The sequence below is a fragment of the Actinomadura verrucosospora genome (assembly GCF_039540335.1).
GTDB lineage: Bacteria > Actinomycetota > Actinomycetes > Streptosporangiales > Streptosporangiaceae > Spirillospora > Spirillospora verrucosospora.
The window spans coordinates 21,391-35,014 of record NZ_BAABEV010000046.1; the positions used below are offsets into that span (position 1 = coordinate 21,391).

The following is a 13,624-nucleotide window of genomic DNA, read 5'->3' on the forward strand; positions in this document are numbered from 1 at the left end:
GCCCGGTTTCCCATGACACCCAGGCGAACCGGGTTGCGAAGGAGGGAGATCGGCCCTCTGGACACTTAGTAGAATCTGTTCTACTTTTTCGCCGTGGGACGGAGCGGGGAGGTGGGCCGGTGAGCGTCGCGGCGCTGCTGGAGGCGCGGGCGGACGACGACCGCCCCGGGCTGCGGTCCGCCGACGACGGCCGGGCCTGGACGTGGCGGGAGGTCGTGGCCGAGTGCGCGGCCCGCGCCGCGTGGATGCGCGGTGAGGCGCGCCCCGACCGGCCGGTCCACGTCGGCGTCCTGCTCGACAACCTTCCCGAGGTGGTGTTCCTCCTCGGGGGCGCGGCGCTGTCGGGGGCCGTGGTCGTGGCGCTGAACCCGACGCGGAGCGCCGTCGAGCTTGCGGGTGACGCGGAGCGCGCCGACTGCGATCTTGTGCTGGCCCAGCCGCGGTATGCGGAGAAGGCCGCCGCGCTCGGGCTGCCCGTGGTCGACGTGGACGCCTTCGGTGAGCTGGTCGCGCCCTTCGCGGGCTCGCCGGTGCCCGGCGTCTCGGCGATCGGGGCCGGGACGCTGCTGATGCTGATCTTCACTTCCGGGACGTCGGGGCGTCCGCGGGCCGTCCGCGTCACCCACCGGAAGGTGGTCGTGCCGGGCGAGATGCTCGCCGGGCGCATGCTGTCGCCGGAGGCCGTCGTCTACTGCCCGATGCCGCTGTTCCACTCGGGCGCGGTCATGGCGGCGTACGCGCCGGCGCTGGCGGCCGGGGCCGAGCTGGTGCTGCGCGCCCGGTTCTCGGCGTCGGCCGTCCTGCCGGACGTGCGCGCCCACGGCTGCACCTACCTGCACTACGTCGGCAAGGCCCTCTCGTACGTGCTGGCCACACCGGCGGGGGAGGACGACGCCGACAATCCGGTGCGGTTCGCGTTCGGGAACGAGGCGGCGCCGGTGGAGCAGAAGGCGTTCGGTGAGCGTTTCGGGTGCTTCGTCATCGACGGCTACGGATCGACGGAGACGGCGATCTCGCTGGCGCCCGACCCGTTCGGGCCGCAGGGCGCGCTCGGGAGGCTCACCGACGGCATCGCGATCCTCGATCCGGCGGGCCGGCCGTGCCCGCCCGGCGTGTTCGACGAGGCCGGACGCCTGGTGAACGGCGACGAGGCCGTGGGGGAGCTGGTCAACACCGGCGACCTCGGCCTTTTCGACGGGTACTACAAGGAGGACGCCCCCGACCGGCTCCGCGACGGCATGTTCTGGAGCGGCGACCTCGCCTACGCCGACGCGGACGGCTACGTCTTCTTCGCCGGGCGCAGCGGCGACCGGGTCCGCGTGGACGGCGAGAACTTCGGCGCCGTCCAGGTGGAACGGGTCCTGGCGGAGCTTCCCGGCGTCCGGCAGCTCGCCGTGTACGGGGTGCCGGACGCGGCGTCCGGCGACCAGGTGATGCTGGCCGTCGCCGCCGACGCCTTCGACCCGGGCGCGTTCGCCGGCTACCTGCGCGGGCGCGCCGACCTCGGGCCGAAGTGGATCCCGCGGTACGTGCGGGTGGCGCGGGAGCTGCCCGCGACCGCCTCCAACAAGATCCTCAAGCGCCGGCTGGCCCGGGAGGGCTGGCGCACCGACGACCCGGTGTGGTGGCGGCCCGGCCGCGACCTCGACTACCGCCCGATGACCGCCGCGGACGCGGCCGCGCTGCGGGACGAGTTCGAGCGCCGCGGCCGGCTGCACCTCCTGGAAGGGAGCGGATGAGTGGACTTCAACCTCGACGAGACCCAGCAAGAGATCAAGGGGCTCGCGGCGGACGTGCTCGCGCGGGAGGCCGCGCAGGAGCGGCTGGAGGCGTTCGAGAAGAGCGAGGCGCCCTATGACGACGTGACGTGGAAGGCGCTCGCGCAAGCGGGGCTGCTCGGCGTCGTCCTGCCCGAGGACGCGGGCGGCGCCGGGCTCGGGCCGGTCGAGCTGGCGGTGGTCCTGCGGGAGGTCGGGGTCCGCACCGCGCCCGTCCCGGCGTACGCCTCGCTCGCGCTGGCGGCCGTCCCGATCGGGGCGCACGGGACGCCGGAGCAGCGCGCCCTGCTGGCCCCGCTCACCGAGGGCGCGACGATCCTGACGGGCGCGTACCGCGAGGTCGGCCGGGCAGGGGAGGTCGCCGCGACGGCCCGCCCGGACGGCGGCGGGTACGTGCTGGACGGCGTGAAGACGTTCGTCCCGTACGCGCGGGAGGCGTCCCTGATCCTCATCCCGGCCCGCGTCGAGGGGGGCGGCGTCGGGGTGTTCCTCGTGGAGCCCTCCGCCGTGACGATCACCGGGCAGCCGTCGGCGACGTCGGAGCCGCTGTCGCGGGTCGCCCTGGACGGTGTCCGGGTCGGCGCGGACGCCCTGCTCGGCGGGACGTCGGACGGCGCCGCCTGGGACACCCTGCGCCGCTCGGCCGTCGCGGGCGCGGTCGCCGTCGCGTCCGGCGTCATCGAGGGCGCGCTGGAGCTGACGAAGGAGTACACGAAGACGCGCGAGCAGTTCGGCCGGGCGCTCGCGCAGTTCCAGGCGGTCACGATGCAGATCGGGGACGTCTACATCGCCAAGCGCGCGCTGGACGTGGCCGTGTGGGCGGGCGTGTGGCGCCTGGCGCAGGGCGCGGACGACGCCGAGGAGGTCCTCACCATCGCCGCCTACAACGCGTGCGACCCCGTGGTGAAGGCGCTCTACACCTGCCAGCACCTGCACGGCGGCATCGGCCTGGACATCACCTACCCGCTGCACCGGTACTTCGCCTGGGGCAAGCACTGCGGGCATCTGCTCGGCGGCGGCGAGGACCGTCTCGACGCGCTCGGCGCCCTCATCGCCCAGGAGGCCTGAATGTTCATCGACCTGACCGACGAGCAGAAGCGGCTGCGCGCCGAGCTGCGCGAGTACTTCGAGAACTGCCTGACCGCGGAGCAGCGCGCGGCCATCCGCGCCGACCCGTTCGGCCCGCCCTACCTGGAGCACTGCCGGAGGCTCGGCCGCGACGGGATGCTCGGCGTCGCGCTCCCGAAGGAGTACGGGGGCCGCGGCTACGGCCCGGTCGAGCAGACGATCTTCGCCACCGAGATCGCCCGCGCCGAGGTCACCTACCCGCTGATCACGCTGAACTCCGTGGCGCCGACGATCCTGCAGTACGGGTCGGAGGCGCACAAGGAGCGGTTCATCCCGCGCATCCTCGCCGGCGAGTGCCACTTCGCGATCGGCTACAGCGAGCCCGGCGCCGGGACCGACCTCGCGGCGCTGCGCACCACCGCCGTCCGGGACGGCGACCACTACGTCGTCAACGGCCAGAAGATCTTCACCTCCGGCGCCCACCACGCCGACTACGTGTGGCTCGCGGCCCGCACCGACCCGGAGGCCAAGAAGCACAAGGGCATCTCGATGCTCATCGTGGACTGCGCGGACCCGGGCTTCTCCTGGACGCCGATCATCACGATGGACGGCGCGCACCACACGAACTCGACGTACTTCCAGGACGTCCGCGTCCCGGCCGACATGCTGATCGGCGAGGAGAACAAGGGCTGGGACCTCATCGTCAACCAGCTCAACCACGAGCGGGTCACGCTCGGCCCGGCCGGGAACATCGGGCACACCCACGTCCGGTTCGCGCGGTGGGCCCGCACGACCCGGGGGCCGGGCGGCCGCCCGCTCATCGAGGAGCCCGCCGTGCGGCGCGCGGTCGCGCAGGTCTACGCCTACCTGCGCGCCAACGAGCTCCTCAACTGGCAGGTGGCGGCCAACCAGGACCTCGGCTGGCTCGGCGCGGCCGACGCGTCCGCCACCAAGATCTACGCCTCGGAGCGGATGCAGGAGGTCGGCCGGATCGTCGGGGACGTCCTGGCCCGGTACGGCGACCCGGGCGACCCGGAGACGGCGGACTTCATGGAGGCCCAGGACCGGCTCGCCAAGGGCGCGCTCGTGCTGACCTTCGGCGGCGGGGTCAACGAGATCCAGCGCGAGCTGATCGCCATGATCGGCCTCGGGCTGCCCCGGGCGCCGCGCTGATGCCGCGCTGATGCCGCGCGGGCCGGCCGGGTCGGGCGGCGGTCCGCCGCCTGACCGCGGGCCGCCCCCGCGGTCAGACCTTCCTGGCCCGCACCTGCTTCGGCCCTGCGCCGTGGGCGAAGCCGGCGACCTCCCGGGGGTCGCGGTGGGCGTGCTCGTGCAGTTGCAGCCGGGACGTGGCGCGCCGGAGGTCGTCCATGAACAGGTCGGCGAGGTCGTGCCCGAACCCGTTGCGCACCACGACGCGCAGGACGTCGAGGTCGGTGCGGTTCTCGGGGAAGCTGTAGGCGGGCACGAGCCACCCGTTCTCGCGCAGAGCGGCGGACACGTCGTAGACGGTGAAGCCGGGGGCGTCTCCCCGGACGCGGAACGCGAACACCGGGAGTTCGCCGCCGTCGGTGAGCGTCTCGTACGGGCCGAGCCCGGCGATCTCGGCGGCGAGCCGGGTGGCGACGTCCCGGCACCCCTGCTGGACGCGGCGGTACCCGTCGAAGCCGAGCCGCAGGAAGTTGTAGTACTGGGCGACGACCTGCGCCCCGGGGCGGGAGAAGTTCAGCGCGAACGTCGGCATGTCGCCGCCGAGGTAGTTGACGTGGAAGACGAGGTCGTCCGGGAGGGCGTCCTCGTCCCGCCACAGCGCCCAGCCCACGCCCGGCATGACGAGCCCGTACTTGTGGCCGGAGGTGTTGATGGAGGCGACCCGCGGCAGCCGGAAGTCCCACGGCAGGTCGGGGTCGAGGAACGGGGCGATCATCGCGCCGGACGCGCCGTCCACATGGACCGGGACGTCGAGCCCGGTGCGGGCCTGCAGGTCGTCGAGCGCCGCCGCGATGTCGGCCACGGGCTCGTAGCTCCCGTCGAACGTGGAGCCGAGGACGGCGACGACGCCGATGGTGTTCTCGTCGCAGAGCTCCACGGCCTCCCGCGCGCCGAGGTGGTAGCGGTCGCCCTCCATCGGCACGTAGCGGGGCTCGACCTCGAAGTAGTTCGCGAACTTCTCCCAGCAGATCTGCACGTTGACGCCCATGACGAGGTTGGGGCGGTCGGCCGGCGCGCCCGCGGCCCGCCGCCGCTCCCGCCAGCGGCGCTTGAGCGCGAGGCCGCCGAGCATCGCGGCCTCGCTCGATCCGGTGGTGGAGCAGCCCACGGCGTGGTGCGGGTCCTCCGCGTTCCACAACCGGGCGAGCATGCGCACGCAGCGCATCTCCAGGTCGGCGGTGCGCGGGTACTCGTCCTTGTCGATCATGTTCTTCTCGGCGCACTCGGCCATCAGCAGCCGCGCCTCCGGCTCGGCCCACGTGGACACGAACGTCGCCAGGTTCAGCCGCGCGTTGCCGTCCAGCATCAGCTCGTCGTGGACCACCTGGTAGGCGGTGGACGGCTCCATCTCCCCGGCGGGCAGCCGGTTCCGCGGGACCGTCAGGGGCTCCCGCGTGAAGATCGGGTTGATCTCCAGGTCGCGGCCGGCGCGCCCGGCGCGGGGCGGGTGCTTCGGAGCCATGTCGCCCTCCTCGTCCGTGCGGGGACGGGGCGCCCCCGGTCCCGCACGTCAGGTACCCGCCGCGCCGCCGCGCACACACCGCGTGAGCGTGTCGTCGCAGGTCGGGCGCCCGCCGGGGCCCGGGTCAGCCCGCCGGGGAGGGCTCGTCGAAGCCGTTCTCCAGGATGGCGAAGGCCTGGTCGACGGTCTCCGACAGCGTGGAGAACGCCCCGCCGAGGCGGCGGGTGGCGTCGGCGGCGGCCTGGAACGCGCAGGTGGTGGCGGCGGCGACGACGTGCGGGCGCAGCTCCGTGGCGGGGTCCAGGCCCATCCGCTCGGCGATGACCTCGGTGAGCAGCGCCTGCTTCTTCTGCGCGTGCTCCAGGCTGCCCGCCATCAGCGTCGGGCTGTCGCTCATCATCGAGAGCATGCACTCGAAGCGGCCGGGGTCGAATCCGAGCTCGCCGGCCTCGCAGGCGCGCGCGATCTCCACCACGGTGTGCCGCAGCGCGGTCATGATCGGCTCGTCCGGGGGGCGTTCGGCGAGCTTGCCCAGCACGGCGCGGGTCTGCTCTTCCTGGAAGGTGAGGGCGACGTCCTCTTTCGAGGCGAAGTAGCGGAAGAACGTGCGGGACGAGACGTCCACGGCGTCGGCGATCTCCTCGACGGTGGTGGCGTCGAACCCCTTCTCGGCGAAGAGGGTGAACGCGGCGTCGACGAGCGCCTCTCGGGTGCGCTGCTTCTTGCGTTCGCGCCTGCCCGGGGGCTGGGAACCGGGGCCGGACGTGCCGGTCTCGGGGGCGGTCGCGGTCATGCGCGCATTGTAATCGCCCGGCGATCGTCCGTCGAGCGCTGGATGTCGTGACGTGAAACATGTCGCACGCAGACCAAGGGCAGTTGACGACAACTGTCATGCCATGACAGTTTGTGCCCATGCCAAGCCGGAGGTCGATATGACTCAGTCCCATGGCGCCGAGACCCTCGAACCGGGCGCCGTCCCCATACCGCCGCGCGACCAGGCGCGCGGCCGTCCCGCCAGGGCGGGACACGGGCATCCCTGGCTCACGCTCGTCGCGGTCGCGCTGGGCGTGATGATGGTCGGGCTGGACGCGACCGTCGTGTCCATCGCCAACCCCGCGATCGCCAAGGACCTCGGCGCGAGCCTGTCCGGCCTGCAGTGGGTCACCAACGCCTACCTGCTGGCGCTCGCCGTCACGCTGATCCCGGCCGGGAAGATCGCCGACCGCTTCGGCCGCAAGCGCACCTTCCTCGCGGGCGTCGTCGGGTTCGCCGTGTCGTCGGTGCTGATCGGGCTCTCGGGCGGGCTCGGCATGGTGATCTTCTGGCGGGTCGTGCAGGGGTTCGCGGGGGCGCTCCTGCAGCCCGCGAGCCTGGCCCTGCTGCGCAACACGTTCCCGGCCGAGCGGCTCAACGCCGCGATCGGCATCTGGGGGTCCACGGTCGGGATCTCCATCGCGGGCGGCCCGATCGTCGCCGGGCTGCTGGTGGAGAACGTCAACTGGGAGTCGGTGTTCTTCCTGAACGCCCCGCTCGGGCTGGTCGCGCTGCTCGTCGGCCTGTGGGTGATCCGCGAGTCGCGGGACGAGGAGGCCGCCGGCTCGTTCGACCTGGCGGGCGTCGCGCTGCTCAGCGGCGCGCTGTTCGCCCTGGTCTGGGGGCTCATCAAGGCCGGTGAGCACGGGTTCGGCGCCACCGTCCCGCTCGTGTCGTTCGCCGCGTCCGTCGTGCTGTTCGCCGCGTTCGTCTGGAACGAGCTGCGGGTGGAGCGCCCGCTGCTGCCGCTCGGGCTGTTCCGGTCGGTGTCGCTGTCGGCGGCGACCGGCCTCATCGTGCTCGGCTTCTTCGGGATGTTCGGGACGATCTTCTTCATCACCCTGTACCTGCAGCAGGTGCACGGCATGAGCCCGGTGGACGCGGGCGTGCGGATGCTCCCGATGACCGGCGTGTTCATCGTCGCCTCCCCGGTCGCGGGCGCGCTGACCAGCCGGTTCGGGCCGCGGGTGCCGCTCGTCCTCGGGATGGCGTTCACCGCGGCGGCGATGTTCGGCCTGTCGCGCATCGGGGTGGACGCCCCGTACGTGCAGCTGTGGCCGTGGTTCGTGCTGGTCGGCCTGGCGTTCGGGATGGTCATCGTGGCCGGCACCGAGGCCATCGTCGGCAACGCGCCGGCCCATCTCGCGGGCGTCGCGGGCGGCCTCCAGCAGACCGCCTCGCAGGTCGGCGGTGTCCTCGGCACGTCGGTGCTGGGCGTGCTGCTGTCGACCAGGGTCGGGGACGTGCTGTTCGGGAGGCTCACCGGCGCGGGCCTTCCCGGGGCGGCGGCACACCAGCTCGAAGGGCAGGGCGGGCTCGTCTCGCAGGGGGTGGCGCCCATCCCGCCCGGCACGTCGAAGGAGGCGGCCGACGCCATCACGACGGGGAGCCACCTCGCGTTCATGGACGGCTTCCAGACGTCCCTGACCGTGGCGGGCGCCGTCGCGGTCGTCGCGGTGCTCGCCGCGCTCCTGGTGCGGCGGGGGACCTCTCCGGTCGAAGGCGCGGCCGCCGCGTAGGCCCCGGTCTAGGCTGCCGGTGTGATGGGTTTCGCGAGGCTTCGCCGGATCCTCAGGTCCTATCCGATGCCGCTGGCCTTCCTCGGCCTGTTCGCGGCCGTGTGGATGGTGCAGGTGCTGGTCCTGCCGCCGGGCGCGCGGCAGGCGGTGATCGCCTGGGCCAGCACCAACCTGGCCAACCTCGCGGTCAACCCGGTCGGGACGATGGTCGCCTCGGCGTTCGTCGCCGAGGGGTCGCAGGGCGTGCTGCTCGTCGCGGCGGCGATCGGGCTGTTCCCCACCACCCGGCGGTTCGGGAACCTGCGGGCCGTCGCCCTCATCGCGGCCTCGCACGTGCTCGGCACGCTCGTCAGCCAGGGGATCGCGCTGGTGCGGCTGGAGGCGGGCCTGCTCTCGGACTCCATCCGCACGATCCCCGACGTCGGCCCGTCCTACGTGCTGTGCGCGGCGCTCGTCGCTGCCTTCCTGTACGGGGACGGGCGGGTCCGCCGGCTGGTCGCGCTGGCCTGGTGGTGCGCGCTCGTGCCCGTCCTGCTGGACGGTCTGCTAACGCTGGAGGTCGCCGCCGTCGGCCACCTGGTGGCCATGCTCACCGGCGCGGCGGCCGGGGGGCTGCTCCTGCTCCTCGAACGCAGGCGCGGGCCCGCGCCGCTGGGCGCGGTGCCCGCGGGGCCCGCGGCCGCCGGGACGGGCGAGGCCTGAGCCCGGTCAGCCCTCGCCGCCCGGCTGCGGAGCCGGGTTCGAGGTCGGGCTCGGGGACGGGGTCCCCGGGTCCGGCGGCGGGTCGGACGGCGTGTCCGGCGGCGTCGTCGGGTCCGTGGAGCCGTCGTCCGGCGGGGTCGTCGGGTCGGACGGGGTGTCCGGGGGAGTGGTCGGCGTCGCGTCGTCCGGGGGCGTGGACGGCTTCTCCGGCTTCGCGGGGGTGCCGGACGCCGGGGGCTTCTCGCGCGCGGGCTCCTTCGACGGCGACGTCGCGGGCGGCGCCGGCGCCGGGGGCGCCGCACCGCCGGCCGGGGACCCGCCCGCCTGCTGCGGGGGCGAGCCGTACGCGCTGGTCACCGGGTTCCGCGACGCGCCGCCGTCCGCGCGCTCGGAGCCGGTCAGGCCGGGTGCCGGGTCCTGCGGGACGCCGCGGCTGGACGTGGACGCCGGATGCGTCTGCCCGCTGCTCGCCGTCGGCGTGAGCGAGGCGGCGCTGCCGCCCTTGGCGGCGGGCCAGGACACCAGCAGCCCGATGACGGCGGCGGCGGACGCGGCGACGCCCGCGACCGCGCCGAGGCCCCTGGAGGCGAAGCCGGAGGCCCCGCGCCTGCGGCGGTCCGCCCGCTCCGGGCCGATCACGACGAGCGGGCTCGGCGAGACGACGCTCGGCAGCGGCCGGGCGGCCTCCTCCTCGCAGGCCGCGAGGACCTGGTCGCGCAGCCAGCCGGGCGCGTGCGCGGGGGCCCGCCGGGCGAGCAGCCGCGGCAGCCGTCCCTTCTCGAACGCGGAGATGAGGTCGAGCCGCGCCTCGGTGGCGCCGCGCATCAGGATGTCGAGGACGGCCCGCTCCAGCCGGGTCCGCGCCGCGTTGAACAGCTGCGCGACGGTGTCCGGAGCGAGGCCGAGCACGCGGGCGATGTCGTGCGGTTCGAGCCACTCGCCCGCCCACAGCAGCAGGACCTCGCGGTGGTCGGAGCGCAGGCTCCCGGCGGCGCGCAGCAGCGGGTCGGGGTCGGCGAACAGCGGACCGCGCCCGCCGGTGCCGACGGCCGGCTCGCCGGCGAACGCGCCGCGCTCGGCGCACGCCGTCCGGGAGAGCGAGTAGAGCCAGAGCACGCTGTCGCCGCGCGGCGGCTGGTGCACGGCCGCGCTGAAGGTGTCGCCCACGGCCGCCGCCGCGAGCTGGTCGCCGACGAGCGACCAGCAGTAGGCGTACAGGCGGTCGGCGTGCGCGTCGTAGAGCGAGCCCAGGTCTCCGCCCATGTGACCCCCCGTCTCCGTCCGGTTTCACTTCCGGCAAAACGTGCATATCGCTGGCCAGGGGACTCTAGCGGCTCCGGTCGACCCCTGAGAAGCCAGGGATCGGACAAAGCGTCGAATAGCACGGAAGGTAGCAGTGAGTGCTGCGGACGGTGACGTTCACGGAGATTTAAGAAACTTCCCGAAAAACCGCTGATTCCTGATCCGGTTCAGCAGGGAAGGTTCGAACCCGTTATCGATACCCGAGGAGTCAATGGTGACCCGGCTCACAGTGGACGACGTCTACCAGCACATTCGCGGAGTCTGCTTCAAGACCGGCCCGCCCGGGACGGTCGGCGCGGAGACCGAGTGGCTCGTGGTCGACGCGGTCGACCCGGCCGCCCACGTGCCCGCCGAGCGGGTGCGGGCCCTCGTGGCCGGGGCGGGCCCGCCGCCCGGCGGGAGCAAGGTGACCTACGAGCCGGGCGGCCAGCTCGAACTCAGCTCCGCCCCGTTCGGGACGCTGGGCGACCTGACCGCGGCCCTCGGCCGGGACGTCGCCCACGTGCGGGACGCGCTCGCACCGGAGGGGCTCGCGCTCGCCGGGCACGGCGTCGATCCCGTCCGCGCGCCCCGGTTCCAGGCCGACCACCCCCGGTACGCGTGCATGCGGGACTACTTCTGCGCGGGCGGATTCCACGACGCGGGGCTGGCGATGATGTGCTCGACCGCGTCGGTCCAGGTGAACCTGGACATCGGCGCCGACGACGCGGACGCGGCCCGCCGCTGGCGGCTCGTGCACGCGCTCGGGCCGGTGCTGGTCGCCGCGTTCGCCAACTCGCCGCTGCGGGCCGGCCGCCGCACCGGGATGCGCTCGTCCCGGCAGGGCATCTGGACCGAGCTCGACCCGTGCCGCACCCTGCCGGTGCTGCGGGACGGGGCGGACGGCGACCCCGCCGAGGCGTGGACGCGGTACGCGCTCGACGCCCAGGTCATGCTCGTCCACACCCCGGACGACGAATGGGTGCCCGCCCCCGGCATGTCCTTCCTGGAGTGGCTGGCCAAGGGGGAGCCCGGCGAGGACGACCTCGCCTACCACCTGTCCACGCTGTTCCCGCCGGTCCGTCCGCGCGGCTGGCTGGAGCTCCGCATGATCGACGCACTGCCCGGCCCGTACTGGCCGGTGCCCGTCGCCGTCGCCACCGCCCTGCTGGACGACCCCGCCGCCTCCCGCGCCGCCGAGGCCGCGGTCGAACCGGTGGCGCACCGGTGGGCGGCGGCGGCCCGCGACGGCCTGTCGGACCCCGCCCTGGCCAGGGCCGCGCGAGCCTGCTTCGCGGCGGCGCTGGACGCGCTCGCGCGGCTCGGCGCGCCCGGCCTCGTCCCCCTGGTCGAGGAGTACGCCCACCGGTACGTCCTGCGGGGCCGCAGTCCCGCCGACGACCGGCCCGCCGCGTCCCCGACACGTCCGATTCCGATGGAGGATCCGACATGAGCTCGCCTGGCCCGTCCGCAGACGAGGCCGCCCTGAAAGAACTGATCGCCGACGAGCTCGGTGCGGTGCGCGACCGCAGCCTGCGCCTCACCACCGAGGTCCTCGACGAGGACGGGCTCACCGCGCAGGTGTCGCCGCTGATGTCGCCGCTCGTGTGGGACCTCGCGCACGTCGGCAACTACGAGGAGCTGTGGCTGCTGCGCGCGGCCGCCGGGCAGGAGGCGATGCGCCCCGAGATCGACGATGTGTACGACGCGTTCGAGCATCCGCGGGCGGAGCGGCCGACGCTGCCGCTCCTGAAGCCGGAGGAGGCCCGGTCCTACCTCGGCGCGGTCCGCTCCAAGGTGCTCGACTCGCTGGCGTCGGTGCGCTTCGACACCCCGGATCCGCTGACGTCGGGCGGGTTCGTGTACGGGATGGTCGTCCAGCACGAGCACATGCACGACGAGACCATGCTGGCCACCCACCAGCTGCGCCGCGGTGCCCCCGCCCTCCTCGACCCCAAGGCGGAACCGCTCCAGGTGCCCGGCGAGGCGTCCGGCGCCGAGGAAGCGCTCATCGACGCGGGCCCGTTCCAGATGGGGACGTCGGACGAACCATGGGCGTACGACAACGAACGCCCCGTCCACCTCGTCGACCTGCCCGCGTACTACATCGACGTGGAACCGGTCACCAACGCGGCCTACACCGCGTTCATCGAGGCCGGTGGCTACGACGACCCGCGCTGGTGGGACCCGGCCGGATGGGAGTGGCGCAACAGCAGCGGCAAGCGCGCCCCGGCCTTCTGGGAGCGTGAAGGGGGGCAGTGGTCGCGCCGCCGGTTCGGGCGGTCGGAACCCGTCCCGCCCGGCGAACCCGTCCAGCACGTGTGCTGGTACGAGGCGGACGCGTACGCGCGGTGGGCCGGGAAGCGGCTGCCGACCGAGGCCGAGTGGGAGAAGGCCGCCCGCTGGGACCCCGCGGCAGGACGGTCACGCCGCTACCCGTGGGGCGACGTCTACGAAGAGGGCCGCGCCAACCTCGGGCAGCGGGCGCTCCGTCCGTCCGAGACCGGATCCTACGCGGCCGGTGCGTCGGCGTACGGGGTGCGGCGCCTCCTGGGGGACGTGTGGGAGTGGACGTCGTCGGACTTCCACGGCTACCCCGGCTTCCGCTCGTTCCCGTACAAGGAGTACTCGGAGGTCTTCTTCGGACCCGACTACAAGGTGCTGAGGGGCGGGTCCTGGGCGACGCACCCGCTCGCCATACGCGGCTCGTTCCGCAACTGGGACTACCCCATCCGCCGGCAGATCTTCTCCGGGTTCCGCTGCGCCCGCTCGGCGGGGCCGGCCACGGAGCCGACGACGGGGGTGGCCCGCTAGATGTGCCGCCATCTCGGTTACCTGGGGCCCGAGCGGACGCTGCACTCCCTCATCTACGAGGGGGAGCACTCGCTGGAGACCCAGTCGTACGCGCCGCGCATGACGCAGGGCGCCCTCCTCAACGCCGACGGGTACGGCGTCGGCTGGTACCAGGACGGCGAGGCCGTCCGCTTCCGCCGGGCCCAGCCCATCTGGACCGACCAGTCGTTCCGCGAGGTCGCCGGGGCCGTGCGGGCGTCGTGCGCGGTCGCGGCGCTGCGGTCGGCGACCGTCGGGTTCCCCGTGGACGAGTCGTGCGCCCAGCCGTTCCGCGCGGGGCCGTGGCTGTTCAGCCACAACGGGAAGATCGAGGGCTACGGCGGCGTTGAGTCCAAGCTGCGGGAACTGGCCGGGGACATCGCCGAGGTCCCCGACGCCCGCGCCCCGGTCGACTCCGCGCCGCTGTTCGCCCTCGCCGTCCGGAACTGGCGGGAGGGCGCGGCGCTCGGCGAGGGCCTCGCCGCCGTCGTCGCCGCGATCACCGCGCTGGCCCCCGGCCGCTACAACCTGCTCGCCTCGGACGGGACGTCCCTGGCCGCCACGACCTGGGGCGACTCGCTGTTCGTCCGCGAGGGCGGGGACGCGGTCCAGATCGCGTCCGAGCCGCTGGACGGCGACCCCGCGTGGCGCCGCGTCCCCGACGGCTCGCTCGTCACCGCCGGGCTCGCCGCCGGTGTCCGCATCTCCCGGCTCTGAGACCGCCCGACCCCGAAGCA

11 protein-coding genes are annotated in these 13,624 nt (G+C 74.0%); 8 read left to right on the plus strand and 3 right to left on the minus strand.

Annotated elements, in window-relative coordinates; all coding sequences use genetic code 11:
• Positions 1–119 precede the first annotated feature (119 nt).
• From ABD944_RS34470 to ABD944_RS34480, 3 genes are read left to right on the plus strand one after another with little or no spacing between them, the layout of a single operon-like run.
• Positions 120–1,739 (plus strand): AMP-binding protein, encoded by a 1,620-nt coding sequence (locus tag ABD944_RS34470; RefSeq protein WP_345184010.1) that lies wholly within the window; start codon positions 120–122, stop codon positions 1,737–1,739.
• Entirely contained in the window at positions 1,740–2,846 is a 1,107-nt protein-coding gene (locus ABD944_RS34475) for an acyl-CoA dehydrogenase family protein (RefSeq protein ID WP_345184012.1), read from the plus strand.
• Positions 2,847–4,019 (plus strand): acyl-CoA dehydrogenase family protein, encoded by a 1,173-nt coding sequence (locus ABD944_RS34480; protein ID WP_345184014.1) that lies wholly within the window; start codon positions 2,847–2,849, stop codon positions 4,017–4,019. It begins immediately after the preceding gene.
• Between the two features lie 73 nt (positions 4,020–4,092).
• Here the strand turns inward: ABD944_RS34480 and gad are convergent, their stop codons facing one another.
• Positions 4,093–5,520: a glutamate decarboxylase gene (gene gad, locus ABD944_RS34485; RefSeq protein WP_345184016.1), complete on the minus strand. Its 1,428-nt coding sequence runs from the start codon at positions 5,518–5,520 to the stop codon at positions 4,093–4,095.
• Positions 5,521–5,644: 124 nt separating this feature from the next.
• A complete protein-coding gene (locus tag ABD944_RS34490; RefSeq protein WP_345184019.1) occupies positions 5,645–6,313 on the minus strand; it encodes a TetR family transcriptional regulator in 669 nt (222 codons plus the stop codon).
• Between the two features lie 139 nt (positions 6,314–6,452).
• Between ABD944_RS34490 and ABD944_RS34495 the strand changes: the two genes are divergently transcribed.
• Both ABD944_RS34495 and ABD944_RS34500 read left to right on the plus strand, forming a co-directional pair.
• Positions 6,453–8,072, plus strand: coding sequence for an MFS transporter (locus ABD944_RS34495; protein ID WP_345184021.1), 1,620 nt, complete (start codon positions 6,453–6,455; stop codon positions 8,070–8,072).
• A 24-nt stretch (positions 8,073–8,096) separates the two neighbouring features.
• Entirely contained in the window at positions 8,097–8,774 is a 678-nt protein-coding gene (locus ABD944_RS34500; protein WP_345184023.1) for a rhomboid-like protein, read from the plus strand.
• Positions 8,775–8,780: 6 nt separating this feature from the next.
• On the opposite strand, the gene ABD944_RS34505 is transcribed toward ABD944_RS34500, so the two are convergent.
• The gene (locus ABD944_RS34505; RefSeq protein ID WP_345184025.1) at positions 8,781–10,037 is read right to left on the minus strand and encodes an RNA polymerase sigma factor; all 1,257 of its coding nucleotides are present in this window, start codon (positions 10,035–10,037) and stop codon (positions 8,781–8,783) included.
• 253 nt (positions 10,038–10,290) lie between these two features.
• Between ABD944_RS34505 and egtA the strand changes: the two genes are divergently transcribed.
• The 3 genes from egtA to egtC are packed head-to-tail and all read left to right on the plus strand — an operon-like array spanning position 10,291 to position 13,604.
• On the plus strand, positions 10,291–11,508 hold the full coding sequence (gene egtA / locus ABD944_RS34510; RefSeq protein ID WP_345184027.1) for an ergothioneine biosynthesis glutamate--cysteine ligase EgtA: 1,218 nt from the start codon (positions 10,291–10,293) through the stop codon (positions 11,506–11,508).
• Positions 11,505–12,869, plus strand: coding sequence for an ergothioneine biosynthesis protein EgtB (gene egtB, locus ABD944_RS34515; protein ID WP_345184029.1), 1,365 nt, complete (start codon positions 11,505–11,507; stop codon positions 12,867–12,869). The genes egtA and egtB overlap by 4 nt, the downstream gene beginning before the upstream one ends.
• Entirely contained in the window at positions 12,870–13,604 is a 735-nt protein-coding gene (egtC, locus tag ABD944_RS34520) for an ergothioneine biosynthesis protein EgtC (RefSeq protein ID WP_345184032.1), read from the plus strand.
• The last annotated feature ends 20 nt before the right edge of the window (positions 13,605–13,624 follow it).

Excerpts from the sequence above, each read along its gene's own strand:
- ABD944_RS34480 (WP_345184014.1), top strand. The coding sequence starts at position 2,847 with ATGTTCATCGACCTGACCGACGAGCAGAAGCGGCTGCGCGCCGAGCTG.
- gad (WP_345184016.1), bottom strand. The coding sequence starts at position 5,520 with ATGGCTCCGAAGCACCCGCCCCGCGCCGGGCGCGCCGGCCGCGACCTG.
- ABD944_RS34490 (WP_345184019.1), bottom strand. The coding sequence starts at position 6,313 with ATGACCGCGACCGCCCCCGAGACCGGCACGTCCGGCCCCGGTTCCCAG.
- ABD944_RS34495 (WP_345184021.1), top strand. The coding sequence starts at position 6,453 with ATGACTCAGTCCCATGGCGCCGAGACCCTCGAACCGGGCGCCGTCCCC.
- ABD944_RS34500 (WP_345184023.1), top strand. The coding sequence starts at position 8,097 with ATGGGTTTCGCGAGGCTTCGCCGGATCCTCAGGTCCTATCCGATGCCG.
- ABD944_RS34505 (WP_345184025.1), bottom strand. The coding sequence starts at position 10,037 with ATGGGCGGAGACCTGGGCTCGCTCTACGACGCGCACGCCGACCGCCTG.
- egtB (WP_345184029.1), top strand. The coding sequence starts at position 11,505 with ATGAGCTCGCCTGGCCCGTCCGCAGACGAGGCCGCCCTGAAAGAACTG.
- egtC (WP_345184032.1), top strand. The coding sequence starts at position 12,870 with ATGTGCCGCCATCTCGGTTACCTGGGGCCCGAGCGGACGCTGCACTCC.